This is a genomic window from Nonomuraea sp. NPDC004186 (assembly GCF_053603495.1).
In genome coordinates this window covers 84,295-108,457 of record NZ_JBSGFQ010000038.1, presented here as the reverse complement: position 1 = coordinate 108,457, position 24,163 = coordinate 84,295, and the positions used below count along the sequence as shown (strand labels likewise).

General features: G+C 69.8%; 24 protein-coding genes. 9 read left to right on the top strand and 15 right to left on the bottom strand.

All coding sequences use genetic code 11. The features are described from left to right. On the top strand, window positions 1–668 hold a 668-nt coding region (locus tag ACWEPL_RS29020; RefSeq protein ID WP_452438005.1), incomplete at its 5' end, for an IS5 family transposase. Here ACWEPL_RS29020 and ACWEPL_RS29015 read toward each other — a convergent pair. Next, a complete protein-coding gene (locus ACWEPL_RS29015) occupies window positions 657–1,040 on the bottom strand; it encodes a helix-turn-helix domain-containing protein (RefSeq protein WP_452438004.1) in 384 nt (127 codons plus the stop codon). The genes ACWEPL_RS29020 and ACWEPL_RS29015 overlap by 12 nt on opposite strands. 650 nt (window positions 1,041–1,690) lie before the next feature. On the opposite strand from ACWEPL_RS29015, the gene ACWEPL_RS29010 reads away from it, so the two are divergent. Then, a complete protein-coding gene (locus tag ACWEPL_RS29010; RefSeq protein WP_350724676.1) occupies window positions 1,691–2,179 on the top strand; it encodes a GntR family transcriptional regulator in 489 nt (162 codons plus the stop codon). Between the two features lie 38 nt (window positions 2,180–2,217). After that, window positions 2,218–2,688: a GntR family transcriptional regulator gene (locus tag ACWEPL_RS29005; protein ID WP_452438003.1), complete on the top strand. Its 471-nt coding sequence runs from the start codon at window positions 2,218–2,220 to the stop codon at window positions 2,686–2,688. Here ACWEPL_RS29005 and ACWEPL_RS29000 read toward each other — a convergent pair. From ACWEPL_RS29000 to ACWEPL_RS28990, 3 genes are read right to left on the bottom strand one after another with little or no spacing between them, the layout of a single operon-like run. Further along, the gene (locus ACWEPL_RS29000) at window positions 2,652–3,080 is read right to left on the bottom strand and encodes an ASCH domain-containing protein (protein WP_452438002.1); all 429 of its coding nucleotides are present in this window, start codon (window positions 3,078–3,080) and stop codon (window positions 2,652–2,654) included. The two genes, ACWEPL_RS29005 and ACWEPL_RS29000, sit on opposite strands and share 37 nt — an antisense overlap. 10 nt (window positions 3,081–3,090) lie before the next feature. After that, window positions 3,091–4,113, bottom strand: coding sequence for a hypothetical protein (locus ACWEPL_RS28995; RefSeq protein ID WP_452438001.1), 1,023 nt, complete (start codon window positions 4,111–4,113; stop codon window positions 3,091–3,093). Between the two features lie 46 nt (window positions 4,114–4,159). After that, the gene (locus ACWEPL_RS28990) at window positions 4,160–4,798 is read right to left on the bottom strand and encodes a DMT family transporter (RefSeq protein WP_452438000.1); all 639 of its coding nucleotides are present in this window, start codon (window positions 4,796–4,798) and stop codon (window positions 4,160–4,162) included. A gap of 283 nt (window positions 4,799–5,081) precedes the next feature. On the opposite strand from ACWEPL_RS28990, the gene ACWEPL_RS28985 reads away from it, so the two are divergent. The 5 genes from ACWEPL_RS28985 (at window position 5,082) to ACWEPL_RS28965 (ending at window position 10,035) form a co-directional block, all read left to right on the top strand. Continuing rightward, window positions 5,082–6,488, top strand: a complete 1,407-nt coding sequence (locus ACWEPL_RS28985) for an aminotransferase-like domain-containing protein (RefSeq protein ID WP_452437999.1) — start codon at window positions 5,082–5,084, stop codon at window positions 6,486–6,488. Window positions 6,489–6,726: 238 nt separating this feature from the next. Continuing rightward, window positions 6,727–7,215 carry a GNAT family N-acetyltransferase gene (locus ACWEPL_RS28980; protein WP_350724665.1) on the top strand — a complete coding sequence of 163 codons (489 nt, stop codon included), beginning with the start codon at window positions 6,727–6,729 and terminating at the stop codon, window positions 7,213–7,215. A 16-nt stretch (window positions 7,216–7,231) separates the two neighbouring features. Then, complete coding sequence (locus ACWEPL_RS28975) at window positions 7,232–8,107, top strand: 1,4-dihydroxy-2-naphthoate polyprenyltransferase (protein ID WP_363967688.1); 876 nt, start codon at window positions 7,232–7,234, stop codon at window positions 8,105–8,107. Window positions 8,108–8,117: 10 nt separating this feature from the next. Then, the gene (locus ACWEPL_RS28970) at window positions 8,118–9,125 is read left to right on the top strand and encodes an adenosine deaminase (RefSeq protein ID WP_363967690.1); all 1,008 of its coding nucleotides are present in this window, start codon (window positions 8,118–8,120) and stop codon (window positions 9,123–9,125) included. Window positions 9,126–9,243: 118 nt separating this feature from the next. Next, the gene (locus ACWEPL_RS28965) at window positions 9,244–10,035 is read left to right on the top strand and encodes an aminoglycoside N(3)-acetyltransferase (RefSeq protein WP_452437998.1); all 792 of its coding nucleotides are present in this window, start codon (window positions 9,244–9,246) and stop codon (window positions 10,033–10,035) included. A 21-nt stretch (window positions 10,036–10,056) separates the two neighbouring features. On the opposite strand, the gene ACWEPL_RS28960 is transcribed toward ACWEPL_RS28965, so the two are convergent. From ACWEPL_RS28960 to ACWEPL_RS28935, 6 genes are all read right to left on the bottom strand, one after another. Beyond that, on the bottom strand, window positions 10,057–10,530 hold the full coding sequence (locus tag ACWEPL_RS28960) for a GNAT family N-acetyltransferase (protein ID WP_452437997.1): 474 nt from the start codon (window positions 10,528–10,530) through the stop codon (window positions 10,057–10,059). 173 nt (window positions 10,531–10,703) lie between these two features. Continuing rightward, complete coding sequence (dapB, locus tag ACWEPL_RS28955) at window positions 10,704–11,441, bottom strand: 4-hydroxy-tetrahydrodipicolinate reductase (RefSeq protein ID WP_350724657.1); 738 nt, start codon at window positions 11,439–11,441, stop codon at window positions 10,704–10,706. 89 nt (window positions 11,442–11,530) lie between these two features. Next, entirely contained in the window at window positions 11,531–12,844 is a 1,314-nt protein-coding gene (locus ACWEPL_RS28950; protein ID WP_363967696.1) for a M16 family metallopeptidase, read from the bottom strand. Window positions 12,845–12,908: 64 nt separating this feature from the next. After that, entirely contained in the window at window positions 12,909–15,275 is a 2,367-nt protein-coding gene (locus tag ACWEPL_RS28945) for a polyribonucleotide nucleotidyltransferase (RefSeq protein WP_452437996.1), read from the bottom strand. Between the two features lie 299 nt (window positions 15,276–15,574). Further along, window positions 15,575–15,844: a 30S ribosomal protein S15 gene (rpsO, locus tag ACWEPL_RS28940; RefSeq protein ID WP_185071789.1), complete on the bottom strand. Its 270-nt coding sequence runs from the start codon at window positions 15,842–15,844 to the stop codon at window positions 15,575–15,577. A gap of 201 nt (window positions 15,845–16,045) precedes the next feature. Continuing rightward, on the bottom strand, window positions 16,046–16,972 hold the full coding sequence (locus ACWEPL_RS28935) for a bifunctional riboflavin kinase/FAD synthetase (protein WP_452437995.1): 927 nt from the start codon (window positions 16,970–16,972) through the stop codon (window positions 16,046–16,048). A gap of 82 nt (window positions 16,973–17,054) precedes the next feature. Here ACWEPL_RS28935 and ACWEPL_RS28930 point away from each other — a divergent pair, with 82 nt between their 5' ends. After that, window positions 17,055–18,074 (top strand): TRM11 family SAM-dependent methyltransferase, encoded by a 1,020-nt coding sequence (locus ACWEPL_RS28930; protein ID WP_452437994.1) that lies wholly within the window; start codon window positions 17,055–17,057, stop codon window positions 18,072–18,074. Between the two features lie 25 nt (window positions 18,075–18,099). Here the strand turns inward: ACWEPL_RS28930 and truB are convergent, their stop codons facing one another. From truB to infB, 5 genes are all read right to left on the bottom strand, one after another. Next, window positions 18,100–18,972 carry a tRNA pseudouridine(55) synthase TruB gene (gene truB, locus ACWEPL_RS28925; protein ID WP_452437993.1) on the bottom strand — a complete coding sequence of 291 codons (873 nt, stop codon included), beginning with the start codon at window positions 18,970–18,972 and terminating at the stop codon, window positions 18,100–18,102. Continuing rightward, the gene (locus ACWEPL_RS28920; RefSeq protein WP_363967704.1) at window positions 18,954–20,009 is read right to left on the bottom strand and encodes a DHH family phosphoesterase; all 1,056 of its coding nucleotides are present in this window, start codon (window positions 20,007–20,009) and stop codon (window positions 18,954–18,956) included. The genes truB and ACWEPL_RS28920 overlap by 19 nt, the downstream gene beginning before the upstream one ends. Further along, window positions 20,006–20,461 carry a 30S ribosome-binding factor RbfA gene (gene rbfA, locus ACWEPL_RS28915; RefSeq protein WP_350724643.1) on the bottom strand — a complete coding sequence of 152 codons (456 nt, stop codon included), beginning with the start codon at window positions 20,459–20,461 and terminating at the stop codon, window positions 20,006–20,008. Before rbfA ends, ACWEPL_RS28920 begins: the two co-directional genes overlap by 4 nt. Window positions 20,462–20,500: 39 nt before the next feature. Further along, window positions 20,501–20,797 (bottom strand): DUF503 domain-containing protein, encoded by a 297-nt coding sequence (locus tag ACWEPL_RS28910; protein ID WP_452437992.1) that lies wholly within the window; start codon window positions 20,795–20,797, stop codon window positions 20,501–20,503. Between the two features lie 120 nt (window positions 20,798–20,917). Next, window positions 20,918–24,049: a translation initiation factor IF-2 gene (gene infB, locus ACWEPL_RS28905; RefSeq protein WP_452437991.1), complete on the bottom strand. Its 3,132-nt coding sequence runs from the start codon at window positions 24,047–24,049 to the stop codon at window positions 20,918–20,920. Window positions 24,050–24,163: the final 114 nt, after the last annotated feature.

The window sequence follows — 24,163 nt, the reverse complement described above, 5'->3', positions numbered from 1 at the left end:
GCGCTGGAGCAGGCGCTGACCGAGGAAAAGGGGGCTCCGCTGCCGGAGCAGCCGCCGGTGCTGCGGGTGATGCGCCCGAGGCCACACCCGAGGCCACGCCCGAGGTCGGCGCGTCTCCGCCGCACGAGCGTGCCGTCACCCGGCGACGCCGCAAGGCGCGGGCGAAGGCTGCCGCGCTCGGCCGATCCCGAGGCGGGCTGAGCAGCAAGATCCATGCCGCGGTCGATGCTGCCGGGCTGCCGCTGGTCTTCGTGCTCACGCCCGGCCAAGCCGCCGACTGCCCGCGATTCACCACCGTCCTGGACAAGGTCCGCGTGGCCGGACCGGTGGGCCGGCCACGGACCCGCCCGGCTGCGGTGGCCGCGGACAAGGCTTATTCCTCGAAGGCTAACCGTGCCTATCTGCGCCGCCGCCGGATCGGCGCGGTCATCCCGGAGAAGAGTGACCAGCAGGCGAACCGGAAGAAGAAGGGTTCGGCCGGTGGGCGGCCTGCCGCCTTCGATCCGGAGCGCTACCGGCAGCGCAACACCATCGAACGCTGCTTCCAGAAGATCAAGGCCTGGCGTGGCCTGGCGACCCGCTACGACAAGGCCCCGGAAAGCTACGAGGCTGGGCTCTACCTCCGGGGCTCGATCATGTGGTTAAGACTCCTCACCTCAACCACATGATCCGAACTCTAAACAGCTCCTAGGTTCCCGCTTGGACCAGTGCGTGGACCCGGCCGGCACCTCTTCCAACCTGCGCACCACCACCTCCTCCACCTGGGCGTCGGTGATGGTGCGCGGCACCCCCGGCCGGGGCTCGTCGGACAGCCCGTCCAGCCGATGGGCCAGGAACCGGCTGCGCCAGCGGGCCACCGTCTTACGGTCCAGCCGCAGCCGGGCCGCCACCGCCACGTTGCCGCCACCCTCGGCACAGGCCAGCACGATCCGCGCCCGCATCGCCAGCCCCTGAGCAGTCGAGCGACGCCGGGCCCAGCCCGTCAACGTCCGCACCTCTGCCTCGGATAACACCACCGGCTCGAGCCTGCTGTCTGCCATCTCTCCAGCAGACCTCAACAGCCAGACATCGTCACCACCGCTCAGGCGAATTGAAACGGAACGCACCTCACGTGGCGTCCCTGATACTCACGACCGGCTCACTAGGCGAGGGAGGTCGCCGGGGGCATGTTGCCGGCGTCATGGAGGAGGGGCGCCTTGTGACTGGACCCAGTGAGCGATGTCGGGGACGGGGGACGGGCTCATACGGCGGCGAGCGAGGGAACCGATCTCCGCTCATACGGCAGTGGACGGGGAAAGGGATCTTCGCCGCGGCTGGCCCAGCGAGTCGCCGGGGGCGCGTTGCCGTGCGTCCGGTGAGTGCCCCCTGCCCGTGAGTGCCCACGTCCCGTGAGTGCCTACCGCCGGCGAGTGCCTACTGCCGGCGAATGCCCGGTGCCGGCGAGTCGTCACCCAGCTGAGTTGCTTCGATTTCGTGATGCGTGATCCGAAGTCGCCGGTTTTCTGTTGCTTGGTGGTATGGCCGGGCGTGGCGATCGAGGAGGGACGGCGGCTGGAGTCACCGATAGTGCTTCCCGGATAGCCGTCGGTTCTCGCGTCATGCTGGGTCCGTATGTTTGGAGCACGTATCCACCCTTCCACCAGACGTTTTCCTTGTGCAGGTCTGTACGGTTTCGTCTACGATCCGTACCGTGTTAGATCGCGAAGGTCCCGTGCCTATCTACAAGCAGGTCGCTGACCTGGTCCGCGATCAGATCGAGCGGGGTGAGCTCAAAGCCGGCGATCCGGTGCCCAGCGAGGCGACGCTCGAGAAGGACTACGACATCGCCCGCACCACAGCCCGGCGGGTGGCTCGTGAACTGCGGGAGCAGGGGCTGGCGCACACCATTCAGGGTGAGGGGACGTTCGTCGGCCGGCCGGGGACGCCGCGCTCACCCAGGAAGGTGCCGCTGTATCAGCAGATCTCCACGGAGGTCTCCACGCGTATCGTCCAGGGCGAGCTCTCGCCGAACCGGGCTATTCCCGGCGAGAAAGTGATGATGCGGCAATACGGCGTAGCCAAGGTGACGGTGCGGCAGGCGGTCGCGCATCTCAGGGAGCAGGGATGGGTGTTCACCGTCCCTTATAGGGGCACTTTTGTGAATGAGCCGGAAAAGTGGCCCAGGAATAGGGATTCTTAATCCCCTCCCTTGTCAGGCCGCTTGTATATCATTGAGACGTGCTGGATCGCTCGGGGGACACGTACCTCTATCTTCAGATCAGCGAACTCCTCAAGTCACGCATAACCGGCAAGCTCTCCCCAGGGGATCTCGTGATCAGCGAGGCGGGGATCCAGCGGGAGTTCCGGGTGGCCCGGACCACGGCGCGCCGGGCGATTCGGGTGCTGCGCAACCAAGGGCTGGTCCACACTCGCCAAGGCGAGGGCACATTCGTCAGCTCCCCCGGCGAAGGGGCCGAGCAGATTCCGCTCTACCAGCAGATCGCCGACGAAATCAGGAAACGCATCAAGGCCGGCGAGCTGGCCGCGCACCGGCCGCTGCCGCGCGAGGTGACGCTGGTGCGCCAGTACGGCGCCGCCCGCGAGACCGTACGGCGGGCCATAGCGCTGCTGCGGGAGCAGGGATGGGTGTTCACCGTCCCGCACCGCGGCAGTTACGTCGCGCCCGAGGAGCACCGGCCGCCTTCCTGAGCCACGACGCGAAACCACAGGCACACCACCATGGTCGAGTCGACCACCTCGTACCCCTGGCTCTTCCAGTAGCGGCGGTGCCCCTCACGCCAGTGCTCCACCGAGCGGAAGCCCTCGCCTTCGGCCTGGGCGAACTCCCAGGTGACCGCCGCGAACGGGGTCAGCTCCACCCGCGTCATCTCTATCTCGGCCACCCGCGCACCCGCGTCGTCCACGAGGACCAGGCGCTCGCCGACGTGCTCCACCTCCTCCCCCTCGGCGTGGTAGTCGAGGGGCAGCAGGCCGGCCGTGGCCGTTTTCTCGCCCGCCAAAGTAAGGTCGGTCAACTGGGTACGGAACTCGCCGGGCGTGCCCAACTCCAGAACCCTGAGTCCGTCGATGCGTGGCCACATAGGACGCATATTAGAAGACCGGGATGATGTCCTCCGGATCGATGAAGTCCACTTCTACGCCTTCCAGGTCCAGCTCGGGAATGGCGGGGAAGGCGATGCCCCAGCGTTCCACGATCGCGCGGATCCTGGCCATGGCCACGCGCCAGTTCTCCGCCTGTTCCTCGTAGGACAGCACGCCCAGGCCCGCCTGCCTGGCGTGGTCCATGAGAAAGCGGTGGTTGGGCAGGAAGTACGGCGGCAACTCCCAGAAACCCCCGGGCGGCTCCCACAGAATCATGCTGAGGAACACGAAGCCCGCTCTGAGCTGGCGGGTGATGAGGGTGCGGGTCTCGTCGGTGAGCCCCGGCCATTCGTTCTCCAGAATGGTCATGCAGATTTGCAGATGGCGGGACTCGTCCCTGCCTATTCGCTGGAACATCTCGCTGAAGACCGGATGTTGCGTGCCCGACGACATTCCTCTGAACAGCGTCGAGGCGGCCATTTCCCCCATCATGAAGCTGGTGAAGAGGACCGGCAGCGAATATTTGCCGACGGCGGAGGTGTAGCCGGTCCAGTAGCGGCCGCCGTTGTGGTAGAGCCAGCCGATGTTGTTGTGGGCGGCCCTTTCGAGATCATCCGACGGGGTCCAGTCGAGCGGGCCGCCGGGCCACAGTTTGGCGATGGTGCGCTGGCAGCATTCCTCGTGGTTCATCTCGTCACGGGTGATCGAGAAGAAGCACTTCCTGACCGGGTCCTCTTCGTGCTTTTCGAAGGCCTGGATCGTGGCGCGGGCGAACACCGCCGGCCCCGAAGCGTCGAAGTTCGCCAGGACCGCGAACCAGTACATGATTCCCAGCCGCTGCTCCCGGGTGAAGTCGTCCGGGTCCAGGCCGTCCCAGGGCAGGTCGGCCGGGTTCCAGACCACGCGCTTGGACTTCTCGTAGATCGCGGCGAGTTTCTCGGTCTCTACCCGCCACTCCATGGGATAGATGTTGGGCTGCGGGATCTCCGGCGCGGGCCAGAAGCCGCCCTCTGGGATCGTGAGGTCCGCCATTGTTGTGACACCTCCTCTCCCATCCTGCGTGCAGGCGTTACGCCTTTCAAGTACGGGCACGCTGGGTGACGGCCACGCACACGAGCACGGCCAGCGCGGTGGCCACCGTGGCGGGGCCGAACCGCTCCCCCATCAGGAACCAGGCCCAGAGCAGGGTGAGGAGGGGCTGGGTGAGCTGGGTCTGCCCGGCCCGGGCGATGCCGCCCCGCGCCAGACCCGCGTACCAGGGGATGAAGCCGAGGAACATCGAGATCAGGGACACGTACGCGAAGCCCGCTATCGCGTGGGGAGTCGGCGTGATGGGGGTGAGGAGGGCCAGCGCCACGGTCACGGGGACGGTGAGGGGGAGCGAGAGGACGAGGGTGTGGGAGATGACCTGCCAGCCCGGGGTCCGCCTGGACAGCCGCCCGCCCTCCGTGTAGCCGATCGCGGCCGACAGCAGCGCGCCCACCAGGAGCAGGTCGGGCCAGGTGGGCGTGCCCTGGTGCTGGGTGAGGGTGAAGGCCGTGATGGCCAGGGCGCCCGCCGCGCAGGCCACCCAGAAGAGCGGACGGGAGCGTTCCGCCGCCCTGACGACGGCGCAGGCGGCGGTGGCGGCCGGGAGGAGGGCTATCACGACGGCGGCGTGCGACGTGCTGGCGCCCAGGGCCAGGGCCAGGCCGCTGAAGACGGGGAAGCCGAACACCACACCCAGCGAGATGAGCGCGTACGACGGCCAATCACGCTTTTGCGGAATTATCGGGATTTTTGCAAATTTAAGGCAAATCAGCGCGATAAATCCGGCTACGCCTGCGCGGCCGATCGCCACCAGCCACGGATGGAAGCCCTCCATGGCAAAAACGGTGGCGGGGAAGGAGCCGGAGAAGGCCAGAACGCCCAGGAAAGCCAGAGAAGTGCCCTGCGCGGCGCGATCCAGAACGGGAGGGAGTGCTACTCCATCAGAAGCAGTAGCGCTATTCTGTCTCTTCATGGACAACGATAGCAGTATCGCCCAGATCGCCGCGATACTGCGCGAAGAGGCCGGCCGGGCGGGACCCGGGGCGCGGCTGCCGTCCAGCCGGGAGATCATGCGGCGGCACAACGTCTCCCCCGTCACCGTGTCCAGGGCCATCGGGCAGCTGGCCGCCGAGGGCAGGGTGGTCGCGCGGCCCGGCAGCGGCGTGTTCGTGACCCCTCAGGTGGCCGCCGCGCAGGAGCCGGTCGATCTCTCGTGGCAGACGGTGGCGCTCGGGGACCGGGTGGTCGACGAGGAACCCGTGGCGACGCTGCTGGGGGCGGCGGCCGAAGGGGTCGTACCCCTCACCGGCGGGTATCTGCCGCCAGGCCTGCGGCCGGACAGGCAGCTGGGCGCCGCGGCGGCGCGGGCGGTGCGCAGGCCGGACGCGTGGGCCATGCCGCCCCTGGCGGGGCTTCAGGAGCTGCGCAGGTGGTTCGCGAGGCAGACCGGGGGCGACGTGACCGCCGCCGACGCGCTGATCGTGAGCGGGGGGCAGGCGGCGCTCACCCATGCGTTCCGGGCCCTGGCGGCTCCGGGCACGCCGGTGCTGGTCGAGACGCCCACCTACCCGGGCGCGCTCGCGGCGGCCAGGGCGGCCGGGCTGCGGCCCACGGCCGTGCCCGTCGACCGGGACGGCGTACGTCCTGAGCTGCTGGCCGAGGCGTTCGCCGTCACGGGCGCGAGGGTCTTCTTCTGCCAGCCCACCCTGCAGAACCCGACGGGGGCCACCCTGCCGGTGGAGCGCAGGGAGCAGGTGTTGCAGGTGGCCAGGGCGGCAGGGGCGTTCGTGGTCGAGGACGACTTCGCGCGGTACCTGACCGAGCAGGCGCCGGCGTCCCTGGCCTCCATGGACCAGCACGGCACCGTCGTCCACGTGAGATCGCTGACGAAGATCCTGTCGCCGAGCATGCGGGTGGCGGCCGTGATCGCCAGGGGGCCGGCCGCGCGCCGGCTGCGGGCCAGCCAGCTCGTGGAGTCGTTCTTCGTGGCGCGGCCGCTGCAGGAGACGGCGCTGGAGTTCGTGGGGTCGCCGGCCTGGCAGCGGCATCTGGCGGCCGTGCACAGCGAGATCAGGACCAGGCGCGACGCCCTCGCGGCGGCGCTCGCCACCCACATGCCGCGGGCGGAGGTGCACCTGCTGCCCATCGGCGGGATGCACCTGTGGGTGCGCCTGCCCGCCGAGGTCGACGAGAACGCGCTGGTCGAAGCCGCCAGGCGGAACGGCGCGCTGGTGAGTCCGGGCATGCTGTACTACCCGTCGGAGCCGCCGGGGCCGAGGATCCGGGTGACGCACATCGCCGCCGCCCATCTGGCCGAGTTGCACGAGGGGGTGCGGCGACTCGCCGGGGCGTTGGCTGAGGCGACTCGAACCGGCTGAGGAAGCTCTGGGCGAGATCGGCGGCGAAGAGGGGTTCGCGTCGTCTCCAAGGGTCAAACACCGATACGGTGTAACTCGTGCCTTGTGGCATGGACGGCAGGCGAAGGAGCGGGCCGAGATGGCAGACGTAGGCGTCCGGGCGGCCCGGCGCGAGGATGTGCTCCAGGTTGCGAATTGTCAGATCCGCGCCTGGCGCTATGGCTATCGGGATTTCCTTCCCGAGGGGCCACTCGAGCAGATGACAGGCGCGGCGGCCGAGAAGATGTGGCTGCGCCAGTGGGACGAGGCGATCGTGGCCCCGCCCACCCCCAGGCACCGGGTGCTGGTGGCGGTGGAGACCATCCTCGACACCGAGGGCTTCCCCGCCCTGGGCGCGGGCGGCAGCGCCGCCCTGACCACCCCCCGGGGTGGCGAACGCGTGGTGGGGCTGGCCTCACACGCTCCCGCCGAGGATCCCGACCTGGATCCCACCGTGGTGGCCGAGATGCTGACGCTGCTGGTCGACCCCGATTTCGTACGCCGGGGCCACGGCAGCCGGCTGCTCAACGCGACCGTCGACTACCTGCGTGAGGACGGCTTCCGGCAGATCGTCACCTGGGTGTTCGCCGACAACTACGCGGTGCTGGGCTTCCTGGAGTCGGCCGGCTGGGGCGAGGACATGGCCGAACGCGTGCTCGACATGGGCCGTCCGATCCGGATGATCAGGCTCACGACGGACATCAGCTAGAGGACGAACGACAGACATGGCAACCCCTGGCCAGTGGATCGCGGGCGCCCGCCCGCGCACCCTCCCGAACGCTGTCGTGCCCGTCATGGTGGGCACGGGCGTGGCGATCGGCGAGGGCGGCTTCGTGTGGTGGAGGGCGGTCCTGGCGCTGCTCGTGGCGCTGTCGCTGCAGATCGGCGTCAACTACGCCAACGACTACAGCGACGGCGTCCGCGGCACCGACGACCAGCGGGTCGGCCCGATGCGGCTGGTGGGCTCGCGGGCGGCGAGCCCGCGTGACGTGCTGGTCGCCGCGCTGGGCTGCTTCGCGGTCGCGGCGGTGCTGGGGCTGATCCTGGTCGTCGTCACGCGGGCGTGGTGGATCCTGCTGGTGGGGGCGGCGTGCATCGCGGCCGCCTGGTTCTACACCGGCGGCAAGCGCCCGTACGGCTACCGCGGGCTCGGCGAGATAGCCGTGTTCGTGTTCTTCGGGATCGTCCCCGTGGTGGGCACGGCATATGTGCAGACCGAGTCGCTGAGCTGGCCGGCGTTCTTCGCCTCGATCCCGGTGGGGCTGCTCTCGTGCTCGATGCTCGTGGTCAACAACCTGCGCGACGTCGGCACGGACGGCCAGGCCGGCAAGCGCACGCTGGCCGTGGTGCTGGGGGCCGAGCGCACCCGGGCGCTCTATGTGGCCTGCCAGGTGGTGCCGTTCGTGGTGGCGCTGGCGATGGTCCCGGTGACGCCGTGGGCCGCGCTCGTGCTGCTGGCCGCGCCGCTGGCGATCCCCCCGATCAGGACCGTGCTGGGCAAGGCCGTCGGCCCCGCGCTGATCGCGGTGCTGCAGCAGACGGGCAAGCTGCAGATGGCGTACGGGCTCCTGTTCGCCGTGGGGCTGGCGATCGTCTTCTAAGCTTGGGCGTGTGAAGGACTTCATCGCGGGACTGCCCAAGTGCGAGCTGCATCTGCACATCGAGGGCACACTGGAGCCCGAGCTCAAGTTCGAGCTGGCCGGTCGCAACGGCCTGGAGCTGCCGTACTCGTCCGTCGAGGAGATGCGGGCCGCCTACGCCTTCGACAGCCTGCCGTCCTTCCTCACGGTCTACTACGAGGGCATGCAGGTCCTGCGGACCGAGCCCGACTTCTACGACCTGGCCATGGCCTACCTGCGCAAGGCCGCCGAGCAGAACGTCCGCTACGCCGAGATCTTCTTCGACCCGCAGGCCCACACCTCGCGCGGCGTGCCGTTCGACGTGGTGATCCGCGGGCTGCGGCGGGCGTTGATGGACGCGGAGGCGCGTCTCGGGGTGCGGGCGCAGCTCATCATGTGTTTCCTGCGTGACTTCCAGGCCGAGTACGCGATGGCGACGCTGCTGGAGTCGCTGCCGTACAAGGAGTGGATCGCGGGCGTGGGGCTCGACTCCGACGAGAAGGGCAACCCGCCGGTCAAGTTCGCGGCCGTGTACGAGCGCGCCAGGCAGGAGGGCTACCTCCTGACCATGCACTGCGACGTCGACCAGGAAAACTCGGTCGAGCACATCCGCCAGGCCGTCGAGGACATCGGCGTCAACCGCATCGACCACGGCGTCAACATCCTTGAGGACCAGCGGCTCGTGGAGGTCGTCCTGGAGCGGGGCATGGGGCTGACCTGCTGCCCGATCTCCAACGGCTACGTCACCGACTCGATGAAGGCCGAGGGCATCCGCAAGCTGATGGACCTGGGCGTGCGCGTGACGATCAACTCCGACGATCCCGCCTATTTCGCGGGTTACGTGGCGGAAAACCTCGAGGCGCTGCACGGCGCGCTCCAGCTCAACCGCGAGGAGCTGGCCCAGCTCGAACGGAACGCCTTCGAGATCACCTGGCTCCCCCGGCACCTCAAGGACGCCTACCTGGCCGAGGTGGACGCGTACGTCGCCGCGACCGGCTGACCAATCCTCAATCGGGAAAGCGGGAAAGCGGGAAAGCGGGAAAGCGGGAAATGGTCACGGCGCACGAAAGTTAAGCTGACGCGGTGCCCGGTCAATGTGCTCCCCAAAAGGGAATGTCATGATGAATTATACCCGCATAAGTCGGGATTTCTCCGCTCTGGGTGTTAAGCCGGGGCAGGTCGTGCTGCTGCATTCCTCACTCAGCAGCATCGGCCGGGTCGAGGGCGGGGAGCACACGGTGGTCGCGGCGCTCAGGGAGTCGCTGGGGCCGGACGGCACGCTCACGGTGCCCACCGGCACCTCGGCCAACTCCGACACCTCCCCGGCCTACCGCGCCGCCGTGGCCGGGATGACGACGGAGGAGATCGAGGCCTTCCGGTCGAGGATGCCCGCCTACGACCCCGGCTCCACCCCGTCCGTACGGATGGGCCGGATCCCCGAGTGCGTCCGCGCCTCACCGGACGCCCGCCGCAGCGCGCACCCGCAGACGTCCTTCGCCGCCGTGGGCCCGCAGGCGGCGCGCATCATCGGGGATCACGCCCGCGACTGCCTCCTGGGCGAGCGATCCCCGCTGGCCAGGCTCTACGAGGCCGGCGCCCTCGTCCTGCTGCTCGGCGTCGGCTACGACAGGTGCACCGCGTTCCACCTGGCCGAATACCGCTACCACCCGGACCCGCCGCGCCGCAGCTACCGCGCCGTGGTGGACGACGGGGAGGGGCGGGCGTGGTGCGAGTTCGAGGACGTGCGGGTGGACGACAGCGACTTCGCGCGCCTGGGGGCCGACTTCGAGCGGGCCGTCGACGTACGGTGTGGGCCGGTCGGCGCGGCGCGGGCCCGGTTGTTCCCGCTGGCCGCCGCCGTCGACTACGCCGCCGCCTGGTTCGCCGCCAACCGCGCGCCGCATCCCTGACGGCGCCCGTAACCTTCCGGCCTAGTGGCGCATCACCACGCGGGGCGCGATCTCGATGCCCAGCTCCCGCTCGTGCTCCACCAGCGCGCGCAACTCCGGGCCCCACTCCTCCTCGGGCAGCACCGAGAAGCCGTGCCGCGTGTACCACGGCGCGTTCCAGGGCACGTCGCGGTAGGTCGTCAGCGTCACGGCAGGCGCCCCGGCGGCCCGCGCGTGGTCGAGCACCGCCGCGACCAGCCGCCCGCCGATGCCGTGGCGCATGTGGCCCGGATGCACGGCGAGCTGGTCCAGGTGCAGGTTGCCGTCCACCCACCCGATCAGCGCGAACCCCGTGGGAGGCGTGCCCTCGACCAGGACCCTGAGGGGGTCGTCGACCTCTTCGATCATGGTGGTGCCGGGCGGGAAAACGATGTCCACCTGCTCGAAGAGCTTGTCCGCCGCCAGCTCGATCGCGGTCAGCCCGGGGAGCTCACCTGCTTCGGCCCATCGCACCATGCCGACACGATCTCATGGTGGAGCCGGATCCCGCCGCTCATATTTTAATGTTGATGATCGTAAGGCCCGGCTGTGCGGAGCCGGAACCCTCTCCTCACGACGTGCCCGCGACCGTACGGTTGTGGGCACGTCGTGTGCGGTCCCTGCCGAGGTCGCTGCCGAGGTCAGGAAGGTCAGAGGTCGAGGAGCGGCTCGAGGCCCACGGTGAGGCCTGGGAGCTCGCGTACGCGGCGCACCCCGAGCAGCACGCCCGGCGTGAACGACGCCCTGGTCATCGAGTCGTGCCGGATCGTGAGGATCTCGCCCTCACCGCCCAGCAATACCTCCTGGTGCGCGATGAGCCCGGACAGCCGCACGGAGTGCACGGGGACACCGCCGACGTCGGCCCCGCGGGCGCCGTCGAGCGCGGTGCTCGTGGCGTCGGGCATCTGGCCGAGCCCCGCCTTGGCGCGCGCCTCGGACACCAGCTCCGCCGTGCGGCGGGCCGTGCCGGACGGCGCGTCGGCCTTGTTGGGGTGGTGCAGCTCGACGATCTCGACCGACTCGAAGTAGCGGGCGGCCTGCTGCGCGAAGTGCATCATGAGCACGGCCGCGATGCCGAAGTTGGGCGCGATCAGGCAGTGGGTGCCCGGCGACTCGGCCAGCCAGCCGCGCACGGTCTCCAGCCGCCCCTCGTCGAACCCGGTCGTGCCCACCACCGGGTGGATGCCGTGCCGGATCGCCCATTCGAGGTTGCCCATGACGACATCGGGATGGGTGAAGTCGACCACCACCTCGGCGCCTTCGAGGCCCTCGATGGGGTCGTCCTTGTCGATCGCGGCCACCAGCTCCATGTCGGAGGCCGCCTCGACCGCCTTGCACACTTCGACGCCGACGCGCCCGCGGGCGCCCAGCACACCTACCCTGATCACAGGCCAACCCTATACCAGCGGGAAAACCCGCCCATGGGACCGCCGGCTCACTGTCGTGGCCGTTCAGGACCCATGTGGCGGGTTCGTCCCTACGGGCGGACGGCCTCGGTGAAGTCCTTGTCACCGTACGGGCCGATCACGGCGAGCGTGAGCGGCCGCTTGAGCACGTCCCGCGCCACCTCGTCGATCTCGTCGGGAGTGACCGCCTCGATGCGTGCCAGCACCTCGTCCACCGACATCAGCTCGTCGTAGACGAGCTCGTTCTTGCCGATGCGCGACATGCGCGAGCCGGTGTCCTCCAGGCCGAGCACGAGCCCGCCGCGCATCTGGCCCTTGCCGCGCATGATCTCGTCGGCGCTCAGGCCGTCGGCCACCACCCTGGACACCTCGTCCCGGCAGATCTTGAGCACGTCGTCGATCTTCGACGGCAGGCAGCCCACGTAGATCCCGAACTGGCCGGTGTCGGCGTAGGCGGAGGTGTAGCTGTAGGCGGAGTAGGCCAGGCCGCGCTTCTCCCTGATCTCCTGGAAGAGCCTGGACGACATGCCGCCGCCCAGCGCCGCGTTGAGCACGCCCAGCGCGAACCTGCGGTCGTCCGTACGGGACAGGCCGGTCGTGCCGAGCACCAGGTTGGCCTGCTCGGTCGGCCGGTCGAGCACCCGCACGCCGGAGCGCATCTCGGCCCCGGGACCGCTGGTGCGCGGGGCCGCGAACTCGGCCGGCCCGCCCAGCGCGCCCGCCCGCTCGTACGCCCTGGTGACCAGCTCGACGACCTCTTCGTGCCGGATGTTGCCCGCGACGGACACGACCGTGCGGCGGGGCCGGTAGTAGCGGTGGTAGTACTCGGCGATCCGCTCGCGCCCGAGGGCGTTGATCGACTCGACCGTGCCCAGGATGGGCCGGCCGATGGCCGAGTCGCCGTAGAGCGCGGCGGCGAACTGCTCGTGCACCACGTCAGAGGGGTCGTCGTCGTGCATGGCGATCTCTTCGAGGATCACGCCGCGCTCGGACTCGACGTCCTCCTCGGTCACCAGCGAGCTGGTCACCACGTCGGCCAGCACGTCGACCGCGACCGACAGGTCCTCGTCGAGCACGCGTGCGTAGTAGCACGTGTACTCCTTGGCGGTGAAGGCGTTGATCTCACCGCCGATGCCCTCGATGGAGGCGGAGATCTCCATGGCGTCGCGCGTCGGGGTGCCCTTGAACAGCAGGTGTTCGAGGAAGTGGGTGGCCCCCGTGTGCTCGGGGGCCTCGTCACGCGAGCCGATGCCGACCCACATGCCGACCGCGACGCTACGCACGGTCGGCATGGTCTCGGTCACCACGCGCAGCCCACCTGGGAGGACGGTGCGCCTCACCACCCCGGCTCCGTCCCGGCCGGGGTGCAGCGTGGTGGTCGTCACGGGGCCTCCTTCGTCGGCCCCGTGACCAAGGTGCTGCGTTTAATGGTTCCCTCGCTTCGCTCGGTCACGAGTTCCGGTCGTCCCCGTCGGCGCTGCTGCCGCGCGTGCGGACGCGGGTACGGGTGCGGCGGGGCCGCTCCGCCTTCTCCTCGGCGGGCGCGGCGGCCTCCTCGGCCTGCGGGGCCTCGGCGTCGTCGTCGCCCTCGGCGGCGGGCGCGGCGGCGGCCCCAGCAGCGGCCTTCGCCTCCTTCTCCGCGGCCTCCTTCTCGATGACCTCGACGGGCACCAGCGAGAGCTTGCCCCGGGCGTCGATCTCGGCGATCTCGACCTGGATCTTCTCGCCGACGCTCATGACGTCCTCGACGTTCTCGATGCGCTTGCCGCCGTGCAGCTTGCGGATCTGGGAGACGTGCAGCAGGCCGTCCTTGCCGGGCAGGAGCGAGATGAACGCGCCGAAGGCCGCGATCTTGACGACCGTGCCGATGTAGCGCTCACCGACCTCCGGCATGTGCGGGTTGGCGATGGCGTTGATCGCCGAACGGGCCGCCTCGGCCGACGGGCCGTCGGTGGCGCCGATGTAGATCGTGCCGTCGTCCTCGATGGTGATCTCGGCGCCCGTGTCGTCCTGGATCTGGTTGATCATCTTGCCCTTCGGGCCGATGACCTCGCCGATCTTGTCGACCGGGACCTTGATGGTGATGATGCGCGGCGCGGTCGGGTTCATCTCCGCCGGAGAGTTGATCGCCTCCTGCATCACGTCGAGGATCGCCAGGCGCGCGCCCTTGGCCTGCTTGAGGGCGGCCGCGAGCACGCTCGCGGGGATGCCGTCGAGCTTGGTGTCGAGCTGCAGGGCGGTGATGACGTCCTTGGTGCCGGCGACCTTGAAGTCCATGTCGCCCATGGCGTCCTCGGCGCCGAGGATGTCGGTCAGGGTGACGTAGGTGTCGCCCTCACCGATCAGGCCCATCGCGATGCCCGCGACCATCTCCTTGAGCGGCACACCCGCGTCCAGCAGCGCCATCGTGGACGCGCAGACCGAGCCCATCGAGGTGGAGCCGTTGGAGCCGAGCGCCTCGGAGACCTGGCGGATGGCGTACGGGAACTCCTCGCGGGTCGGGAGCACCGGGATCAGCGCCCGCTCGGCCAGCGCGCCGTGACCGATCTCGCGGCGCTTGGGCGAGCCCACCCGGCCGGTCTCACCGGTGGAGTAGGGCGGGAAGTTGTAGTTGTGCATGTAGCGCTTGGTCCGCTCAGGGTTGAGCGTGTCGATGACCTGCTCCATGCGCAGCATGTTGAGCGTGGTGATGCCCAGGATCTGGGTCTCGCCGCGCTCGAACAGCGCCGAGCCGTGCACCCGGGGCACCACGTGGACCTCGGCGGAAAGGGCGCGGATGTCCTTGGTGCCGCGGCCGTCGATGCGGATGCCCTCCTTGACGACCCGCTCGCGCATGAGCTTCTTCATCACCGAGCGGAACGCGGCGGAGATCTCCTTCTCGCGCCCCTCGAACTCGGGCAGGAGCTTCTCGGCGGCCAGCGCCTTGACCTTCTCCAGCTCGTTCTCGCGCTCCTGCTTGCCCGCGATGGTCAGCGCGGCGGTCAGCTCGGTCTTCACCGCGGCCTCGACCGCGGCGTAGACGTCCTCCTGGTAGTCGAGGAAGACCGGGTACTCGGCCGTCTCCTTGGCCGCGACCTGCGCGATGCGCGACTGGGCCTCGCACAGCACCTTGATGAACGGCTTGGCGGCGTCCAGGCCCTGCGCGACGGTCTCCTCGGTGGGCGCGACGGCCCCGTCGGCGACCAGCTTCAGCGTGTCCTTGGTGGACTCGGCCTCGACCATCATGATCGCGACGTCGCCGTCCTCGAGCACGCGGCCCGCGACGACCATGTCGAACGTGGCCCGCTCCAGCTCGTGGTGCGTCGGGAACGCCACCCACTGGCCGTCGATCAGGGCGACGCGCACGCCGCCGATCGGGCCGGAGAACGGCAGCCCGGCGAGCTGGGTGGACAGCGACGCGGCGTTGATCGCCACCACGTCGTAGAGGTGGTCGGGGTTGAGCGCCATCACCGTGGCGACGACCTGGATCTCGTTGCGCAGGCCCTTGACGAACGACGGGCGCAGCGGCCGGTCGATCAGGCGGCAGGTGAGGATCGCGTCCTCGGAGGGACGGCCCTCACGCCGGAAGAACGAACCGGGGATGCGGCCCGCGGCGTACATGCGCTCTTCGACGTCGACGGTGAGCGGGAAGAAGTCGAAGTTCTCCTTCGGGGACTTCGACGCGGTGGTGGCTGAGAGCACCATCGTGTCGTTGTCGAGGTAGGCGACGGCGGAGCCAGCCGCCTGGCGTGCGAGACGACCGGTTTCGAACCGGATCGTGCGCGTGCCGAATGAGCCGTTGTCTATGACGGCTTCAGCGGTGTGGACACCCTCCACGGGGGACCTCCTTGTGGTCGGTCTCCCGCGCCCTTTTTCTCACCGGCACCCTCGTTAGGTGCAGCGCCGGTCTTCGATCGAAGCGCCCGGTCTCACTGTCAAATTCCTACCGGAAGCCACTACCGAGGACCGGCCCGCAGGCGTCGCGGGTCGCATGGTGCTGAACGGACGCGGGGGCTGTGTGTCTCGGATCTTCAGTTGTAGGTCAGATGTGACAACGTATCCACATCGCCACATATCCGACCATATGGCTCTACCCATATGAGAAGGGAGCGGCGCGTTCGCCGCTCCCTTTCATGCTATCGGCGCAGGCCCAGCCGCTCGATGAGCGAGCGGTAGCGCTGGATGTCGACCTTCTGCAGGTACTTCAGCAGGCGGCGCCGGCGACCGACGAGCAGAAGCAGGCCACGACGGCTGTGGTGGTCGTGCTTGTGCGTCTTCAGGTGCTCGGTGAGCTCGCTGATGCGCTTGCTCAGCAGTGCGATCTGCACCTCGGGCGACCCGGTGTCGCCTTCGGCCGTCGCGTATTCGCCGATGATGGACTTCTTGGCAGCGGTGTCGAGGGACACGGCTCTCCTTTGAGCTACGGGCACGCGTGAACGATGATGAAAGATGCGAACGACCGTGCGTGCCTACAGTCGCCGCGTGAAGGCCGTCATGGGCAGCGCGCAGCGGCGCCGCTACTGAGCCGACATGCAAGGTTACCACTTCACGCGCGGTGCTCGGGCGCTCCTTTCCCGGGCTTTAACCGCGTCGCGATTTCGCGGATTTCAGCTCGTGAGGCGGCGGGCGGCGTCGACATCGGCGTGAATCTGCTCGATCAACGCGTCGATTGAGTCGAATCGCGTGTTGCCACGTAGCCGGGCGTGGAATTCGACCGCCACATGCACCCCGTAAAGCTCTAGATCATCCCGATCAAGCGCATAAGCCTCGACCGTCCGCGGCACTCCCTCGAACGTCGGATTCGTACCGACCGAGATCGCCGCCGGCCACCGCTCCCCCTGGTAGAGCGCGGGCAGATTGGCCATCGGCACGCACTCCAGCCACCCCGCGTAGACCCCGTCGGCCGGGATGGCGGTGTGCTGGGCGGTCTCGACGTTCGCCGTCGGGAAGCCGAGCTGGCGTCCGCGCTGGTAGCCGCGTACGACCACGCCCTCCACCCGGTGCGGCCGCCCGAGCTGCTCACTGGCGCCCTCGACGTCGCCTGTGACGATCCGCGCGCGGATCGAGGCCGAGGAGACGGCGTCGAGCAGGGGCACGGCCTCCACCTCGAAGTCGTACTTGTCACCCAGCGTCCGCAAAGTCTCGACGTCCCCGCTGGCCTCGTGGCCGAACAGGAAGTCCTCGCCCATCACGACGACGGCCGCCGCCAGCCGCTCGGCCAGCACGGCCTGGACGAAGTCGTCCGGGCTCGTCCGCGACAGGTCGAGCGTGAACTCCACCACGTCGATCTCGTCCACCCCCAGCCCGGCCAGCAGTTCGGCCCTGCGCCGCGGGCTGGTGAGCCGCAGCGGATGCGTCCCGGGCCGCACGACCTCGTCGGGGTGCGGCTCGAACGTGACGGCCACGCTGCGCAGCCCCCGCTCGCGGGCGATGGCGACAGCGCGTTCGACCACCCGCCGGTGCCCGCGGTGGACCCCGTCGTACACGCCGATGGTGACGACGGACCTTCCCGAACCCTGCACGCTAGGCCCCATTCGCTTGTGGCGGATCAATCCCCCACAAGCCTGCCACGCGCGTCACCGTTCGCTCCAATCGAGGGCGATAGGATCGGGCATCATGCCTCGTTACGCGCTTCTGATCCTGCCTGCCTTCAACCGGGTCTACGGGGAGAGCTCCATCCGGCTGACCAGGAGTGAGCTGGCGGTCTTCAGCAGGTACGGCTTGGACGGGAAGGTCCTCGCCAGCGAGGAGACCACCATCGGCGGTGTGCCGTATGTGATTTTCGAGACATCCGAGCCGCTGACGCAGCCGGATATTTCTCTTTTGTCGAATCTTTCCTCTGTTTATGCGATTTTCGGGGTTGAAGGGGAGCTGCTCCGGCCGCTCTCCATGTCGTCGCTCGACCGGCTGACCAGCGACCTGATCACCATCCAGAAATACGCCGGCAAGACCAACGAGCACTTCACCAAGCTGCTGCTCAACGTCACCCTGCTGGCCGGGGCCAAGGGGCTGGGCGAGCGGCTCTCGGTCTTCGACCCGCTGTGCGGGCGCGGCACGACGCTCAACCAGGCCCTCATGTACGGCTACGACGCGTACGGGCTCGACGTCGACGGCAAGGACTTCGAGGCCTACTCCGGGTTCATCAAGACCTGGCTGCGCAACAAGCGGCTCAAGCACACCGCCGAGACCGTGCCGGTGCGGCGCGAGCGGGCCCTGGTCGGGCGGCGGCTCAACGTCACCTTCGGGCTGTCGAAGGAGGCGGTCAAGGCCGGCGACGTGCAGCACCTGGCCGTGGTCAACGCCGACACCCTCAAGAGCAGGGACTTCTTCAAGCCGCGCTCGTTCGACGCCCTGGTGACCGACACCCCCTACGGGGTCCAGCACGGCAGCAAGGGCGGCGGCGGGCTGTCGCGCAGCCCGATGGAGCTGCTGCGACAGGCCGTGCCCGGCTGGGCCGAGCTGCTGCGGCCCGGCGGGGCCATGGGGATCTCGTGGAACACCTACGGCGGCAAGAGCTCGGAGCTGGCCCAGATCCTCGAGGGGGCGGGGCTCCAGGTGATGGACTACCCCGACTTCGAGCACTGGGTCGACCAGGCGATCGTCCGCGACATCATCGTCGCCCGCAAACCCGTATAACCCCTTACGAAGCCCTCAGAGGGGTCTAGGAGACGAAGACGGCGAGGGGCTTGGCCACTCGGCCCTGCTCCTCCACCAGCGCCAGCAGATCGCCCTCAGGCCCGAACACGCCGATCGGCCCCTTGCCCAGCCCGGCGGCCGCCAGCCGTCCCCCGTGCCCGATGACGCGTGCCTCCTCGGCCGTCACGTCCCGGCGCGGGAACGCCGCCGCCACCGCCTCGCCGATCGGCAGGATCACGCACTCCTCGGCGAGCTGGTCGATGGTCCTGGCCAGCGACAGGCCGTAGGGCCCCACGCGGGTGCGCCGCAGCGCCGTCAGATGCCCTCCGACCCCGAGCGCCGCGCCCAGGTCGCGGGCCAGCGCGCGGATGTAGGTGCCGCTGGAGCAGGTCACGACCGCGTCCACGTCCACGACGTCGTCGTGCGCCCGGATGTCGAGCACGTCGAACGTCCGCACGGTGACGGGCCGGGCCCGCAGCTCGACCTCTTCGCCCGCGCGGGCCATCTTGTAGGCGCGCTGCCCGTTCACCTTGATGGCGCTCACCTGCGGTGGGATCTGCATGATCTCCCCGGTGAGCGCCGCGACGCCCTTGTGGATCTCGGCCGCCGTGACGCCGGACGCCGGGGCCGTGGCGGTGACCTCGCCCTCGGCGTCGTCGGTGTTCGTGCTCACGCCGAGCCTGATCGTGGCCTCGTACACCTTCTCGGTCAGCGTCAGGTGGCCGAGCAGCCTGGTGGCCTTCTCCACGCCGACCACCAGCACGCCCGTCGCCATCGGGTCGAGCGTGCCCGCGTGTCCCACACGGCGGGTGCCCGCGATGCGCCGCATCTTGGCCACCACGTCGTGGGACGTCCACTCGCCCGGCTTGTCGACGATGATCAGCCCGCTCTCGACCATCCAACCTTCCCAAGTTCGCGCCGGAAGGCGTCCATGGTCGCCTCCACGGTCTCGTGCGAGGTGTAACCGGCCGCGTTGTGGTGCCCGCCGCCGCCCAGGGCCGCGCACGCGGCCCCGACGTCGGCATTGCCCTTGGATCGGGTGGACACCTGCCAGTCGCCCTGGTCGTCCTCCTTGAGCACGACCGCGACCTCGGCCTCGTCCGTGCGCCGGACGATGTCGATGATGCCTTCCAGCTCCGCGTACGGGAGCCCGTGCGCGGCCCGGTCAACCCGCGTCACGTACGTCCAGACCAGCCCGTCCTCCAGCGCCGCCCGGTCGAGGGCGGCGGCCAGCACCTTGAGGTAGCCGAACGGGGAACGGTCCCACAGCTCACGGGCGATCTCGTCGGTGCGCAGCCCGGTCGCCACGAGCCTGGCCGCCATCTGGTGCACGGCGGGCGTGGTCGAGGAGTGCCGGAACGACCCCGTGTCGGTCACCAGCCCGGTGTAGAGGCAGACGGCGATGTCGCGGTCGAGCCCTCCGCCGAGCCGGTACATCAACTGCTCGGCCAGCACGGCCGTCGCGGCTGCCGTGGAGTCGATGAGGCTGAGCGTGCCGAACCCCTCGTTCGAGGGGTGGTGGTCGACGACGATGACCTCTCGGGCCCTGGCGGTGTTCTCGCGCAGGAGCCCGAGGCGTTCGAACGTCGAGACGTCGAAGGTGATCATCAGCTCCGGCGCCGCCGGATAGTCCGCCGGCGGCACCAGCATGTCCTGGCCGGGCAGGAAGCGCAGCAGCCGCGGCACCACGAAGTGGTGGTCGCCGAACGACGCGACGACCCGCTTGCCCAGCGACCGCAGCACGAACCCCACGGCCAGCATCGACCCGAGGGCGTCGCCGTCGGGCGTCACGTGACAGGCCAGCGCGATCTCGTCGGCCCGGCCGATCAGCCGCAGGGCCCGGTCCCATGCGGCCTCGGGGATCGCGCCGCCGGTGACCGTGCGGGAGTCCGCACGGAACGGGCGATCCGCTCTATCGCGCACGTCGGGCGTCACGCCTGGTCGTCCTCGCTCAGGTCCGCTTCGCCCTCCTCGGGCTTGCGGTAGGGGTCGGACTCGCCGGCGTAGGAGGCGTTCTCGGCCCGGCGCGCCACCTCCGCGTCCCGGGACCGGGCGGCGGTGATCAGGTCGTCGAGGTGACGCGCGGAGTCGGGCAGCGGGTCGTGCTTGAACGTCAGCGTCGGGGCGAAGCGCACGCCGGTCTGGCGGCCCACCTCGGAGCGGATGATCCCCTTGGCGCTCTCGAGGGCGGCCGCGCTGTCGGACCGCTCGGCCTCGGAGCCGTACACGGTGTAGAACACGGTCGCCTCGCGCAGGTCGGCGGTGACGCGCGTGTCGGTCACGGTGACGAAGCCCAGGCGCGGGTCCTTGATCCGGCGCTCCAGCATCTCGGCGACGATCTGCTGGATGCGGTCGGCGAGCTTCCGCGCTCGTGCGGCATCCACCATGTTCGCTCCCCCTCACGCACGACCTGGCCGTGCAGTCGTTCAATCTTCGTCGTTGTAGAGCCGGTGCCTGGCCGACAGCAGCTCGATCTCCGGGCGGAAAGCCACCATCCGCTCGCAGGCGTCCATGATCTCGTTGCAGTTACCCGCGGAGGAGGAGACCACCGCGACGCCGACCTCGGCCCTGCGGCGCAGGTCGAGATGGCCGACCTCGGCCACCGCGATGCTGGGATAACGGCGCTGCAGCTCGGCGATCAGCGGCCGTACGACAGAGCGCTTCTGCTTCAGCGACCTGACGTCGCCGAGCAGGATGTCCAGGGTCAGAGCACCCACATACATCGTTGGCAACCACCGCTTGATCTGGTGTGGTGAACGCACGCCCGGCCTGCTGCGGTGGGGACCAGGCCAGGACGTGCGAGAGGCGCCCGGCGGATCTCCCGCCGGGCGCCGCGCCGCGCGTTAGTCTCGCGGCTTCTCCCGCATCTCGAAGGTTTCGATGACGTCGCCTTCCTTGAGATCGTTGTAGCCGATGCCGATACCGCACTCGAAGCCCTCGCGGACCTCGGTGACATCGTCCTTCTCCCGCCGCAGCGAGGAGACGGTGAGGTTGTCGGTCACGACGACACCGTCGCGGATGAGGCGGGCCTTGCTGTTGCGCACGATCCGGCCCGAGCGGACCAGCGAACCGGCGATGTTGCCGATCTTCGGCACCTTGAAGATCGCGCGGATCTCCGCCGTGCCCAGCTGGACCTCTTCGAACTCGGGCTTGAGCATGCCCTTGAGCGCCGCTTCGATCTCCTCGATCGCCTGGTAGATGACCGAGTAGTAGCGGATGTCGACGCCCTCGCGCTCGGCCAGGTCGCGCGCCCGAGGCTCGGGGCGGACGTTGAAGCCGATGATGACCGCGTTGTCGTCGGCCACGGCCAGGTTGACGTCGTACTCGGTGATCGCGCCGACCGCGCGGTGCAGGACACGGAGCCTGACCTCGTCGCCGACGTCGATCTTGAGCAGAGCGTCTTCCAGGGCCTCGACCGAACCGGACACGTCACCCTTGATGATGAGCTTGAGCTCGTCGACGCTGCCCTTCTCGAGGTCCTTGAAGATGTCCTCGAGGCTGCGGCGACGGCTCGACTTCGCCATGTCGGCGCTGCGCTTGCGCGCCGCGCGCTGCTGGGCGATCTGGCGGGCCATCCGGTCGTCGGTGACGACGATGAAGTTGTCACCGGCGCTCGGCACGGCCGTCAGACCCATCACCAGGACGGGACGGGACGGCGTGGCCTCGTCGACCGGCTCGCCGTTGTCGTCGAGCAGCGCCCGGACGCGGCCGAAGGCCTCGCCACAGACGATGGAGTCGCCGACGCGCAGCGTGCCGCGCTGGACCAGGACGGTCGCGACGGGGCCGCGGCCACGGTCGAGGTGCGCCTCGATCGCGATGCCCTGGGCGTCCATCGTCGGGTTGGCCCGCAGGTCGAGCTCGGCGTCCGCGGTCAGCAGGATGGCCTCGAGGAGGTTGTCGATGCCCGTGCCGTTCTTCGCCGAGATGTCGACGAACAGCGTGGAACCGCCGTACTCCTCCGCCACCAGACCGTACTCGGTGAGCTGGGCCCGCACCTTGTTGGGGTCCGCGCCCTCCTTGTCGATCTTGTTGACCGCGACCACGATCGGCACGTCGGCCGCCTGGGCGTGGTTGAGAGCCTCGATCGTCTGCGGCTTCACACCGTCGTCGGCCGCGACCACCAGCACCGCGATGTCGGTGGACTTGGCGCCTCGGGCACGCATGGCGGTGAACGCCTCGTGACCCGGGGTGTCGATGAAGGTGATCTTCCGGTCGATGCCCTCGTGCTCGGCGGCGACCTGGTAAGCACCGATGTGCTGGGTGATGCCACCCGCCTCGCGCGCCACCACGTTGGTCTTGCGGATGGCGTCGAGCAGCTTGGTCTTACCGTGGTCGACGTGACCCATGACGGTCACGACCGGCGGACGCGCGGCGAGGTCGTCCTCGTCGCCCTCGTCCTCGCCGAACTCGATGTCGAAGGCCTCGAGAAGCTCGCGGTCCTCCTCCTCCGGGCTGACGACCTGGATGTTGTAGTCCAGCTCGGTGCCGAGGATCTGCAGCGTGTCCTCGCTCACCGACTGCGTCGCGGTCACCATCTCGCCGAGGTGCAGCATGATCTGCACGAGCGAGGCGGGGTTCGCGCCGATGCGGTCGGCGAAGTCGGACAGCGACGCGCCGCGCGGAAGGCGGATCGTCGCGCCGTTGCCGCGAGCGACCTGCACACCGCCGATCGCCGGCGCCGACATGTTGTCGAACTCCTGGCGCCTCTGCCGCTTCGACTTGCGCCCGCGGGCCGGACGGCCGCCGGGACGCCCGAAGGCTCCCGCGGTGCCGCCGCCGCGACCGCGACCGCCGCCACCGGGACGACCGGCGAAACCGCCGCCGCCGCCACCGGGACCACCGGTGCCGGTGCGCTGGCCGGTGCCACCGCCGCCGCCGGGACGACCGGCGAAGCCGCCGCCGCCACCGGGACGACCGCCGCCGCCACCACCGGGACGGCCACCGCCGCCACCACCGGGACGACCGCCACCGCCGCCGCCGCCGGGACGGCCACCGCCGCCACCACCGGGACCGGCAGGACGACCCTGCGGCATCATCATCGGGTTGGGACGCGGACCGCCGGGACGGGGACCACCCGCACCGGGACCCGGACGCGGACCGCCCGCACCGGGCGGGCCCGGACGCGGACCGGGACGGGGACCGGCGTCACCGGTGCCACCGCGGCCCTGCGGCGGGCGCGGCATCGCGCCGTCGCGCGGCGGGCCGTCGCGGCGCTCGCGGCGGTCGGGACCGCCGCCGTCGCGCGGGCCGCCGGGACGCGGCGGACGGGACTGGCCCATGCCGCTGGCGGTCGAGGAGAACGGGTTGTTACCGGGACGCGGACCACGCGGGCCCGGCTTGGGACCCGGACCGGGGCGGGGACCGCCACCGGTGGGCGCGCCGGGACGCGGCGCCTGCCGGTCGCCCCGATCGCCGCCGCCGTCCCTGGGGCCCGGACGGGGCGCGGGACCCGGCTTGGGGCCGGGACGGCCACCGCCGCCACCACCACCAGGGCCGGGACGCGGACCCGGAGTCGGGCGCGCGGGCGCGCCGCTCTCGAACCGTGCCTGAGGAGCCCCGGACGTCTCACCGCGAGCAGCCTCGGGCTGCTGCAGCTGCTGGTGAGGCATGGGCACCGGCGGGCGCGGCTGACCGCCGCCCGCTGGACCCGGACGCGGACCCGGACCGGGCCTGGGGCCCGGCCCCGGACGCGGGGCTGAGGGGACCGGCGCCTGCGCGGCGCCGTTACCGGCCTGGCCTTCTGCCGGCCGGGGAGCAGCCTTGGGCGGCTGCGGCCTGTTGGACGGCTGTCCGCCGCCTCTGGAGGGCCCACCCTTCGATGCGCCCAGAGCTTCGGTGAGCCTGCGGACCACCGGCGCCTCGATGGTCGAGGACGCCGAACGGACGAACTCTCCCATCTCCTGGAGCTTGGCCATGACGACCTTGCTCTCTACGCCGAACTCCTTAGCGAGCTCGTATACCCGGACCTTCGCCACTGCACTCCCTTACTCGGCCCGGGAGGCTGGCTATGCCGTCCGGACCGTCGCTAACTTGACGTCTTCATCGCCGCGTGCTCATCAGGCGCTCATAGCAATCTGACTCCGCCCATC

Coding starts and splice junctions, on each gene's coding strand:
- ACWEPL_RS28935 (WP_452437995.1), bottom strand. CDS start 16,972: ATGGGGCCTAGCGTGCAGGGTTCGGGAAGGTCCGTCGTCACCATCGGC.
- ACWEPL_RS28930 (WP_452437994.1), top strand. CDS start 17,055: ATGCCTCGTTACGCGCTTCTGATCCTGCCTGCCTTCAACCGGGTCTAC.
- ACWEPL_RS29000 (WP_452438002.1), bottom strand. CDS start 3,080: ATGTGGCCACGCATCGACGGACTCAGGGTTCTGGAGTTGGGCACGCCC.
- truB (WP_452437993.1), bottom strand. CDS start 18,972: ATGGTCGAGAGCGGGCTGATCATCGTCGACAAGCCGGGCGAGTGGACG.
- ACWEPL_RS28995 (WP_452438001.1), bottom strand. CDS start 4,113: ATGGCGGACCTCACGATCCCAGAGGGCGGCTTCTGGCCCGCGCCGGAG.
- ACWEPL_RS28910 (WP_452437992.1), bottom strand. CDS start 20,797: ATGTATGTGGGTGCTCTGACCCTGGACATCCTGCTCGGCGACGTCAGG.
- rbfA (WP_350724643.1), bottom strand. CDS start 20,461: ATGGTGGATGCCGCACGAGCGCGGAAGCTCGCCGACCGCATCCAGCAG.
- ACWEPL_RS28960 (WP_452437997.1), bottom strand. CDS start 10,530: ATGGTGCGATGGGCCGAAGCAGGTGAGCTCCCCGGGCTGACCGCGATC.
- ACWEPL_RS28965 (WP_452437998.1), top strand. CDS start 9,244: ATGATGAATTATACCCGCATAAGTCGGGATTTCTCCGCTCTGGGTGTT.
- ACWEPL_RS28975 (WP_363967688.1), top strand. CDS start 7,232: ATGGCAACCCCTGGCCAGTGGATCGCGGGCGCCCGCCCGCGCACCCTC.
- ACWEPL_RS28985 (WP_452437999.1), top strand. CDS start 5,082: ATGGACAACGATAGCAGTATCGCCCAGATCGCCGCGATACTGCGCGAA.
- ACWEPL_RS28980 (WP_350724665.1), top strand. CDS start 6,727: ATGACAGGCGCGGCGGCCGAGAAGATGTGGCTGCGCCAGTGGGACGAG.
- ACWEPL_RS29015 (WP_452438004.1), bottom strand. CDS start 1,040: ATGGCAGACAGCAGGCTCGAGCCGGTGGTGTTATCCGAGGCAGAGGTG.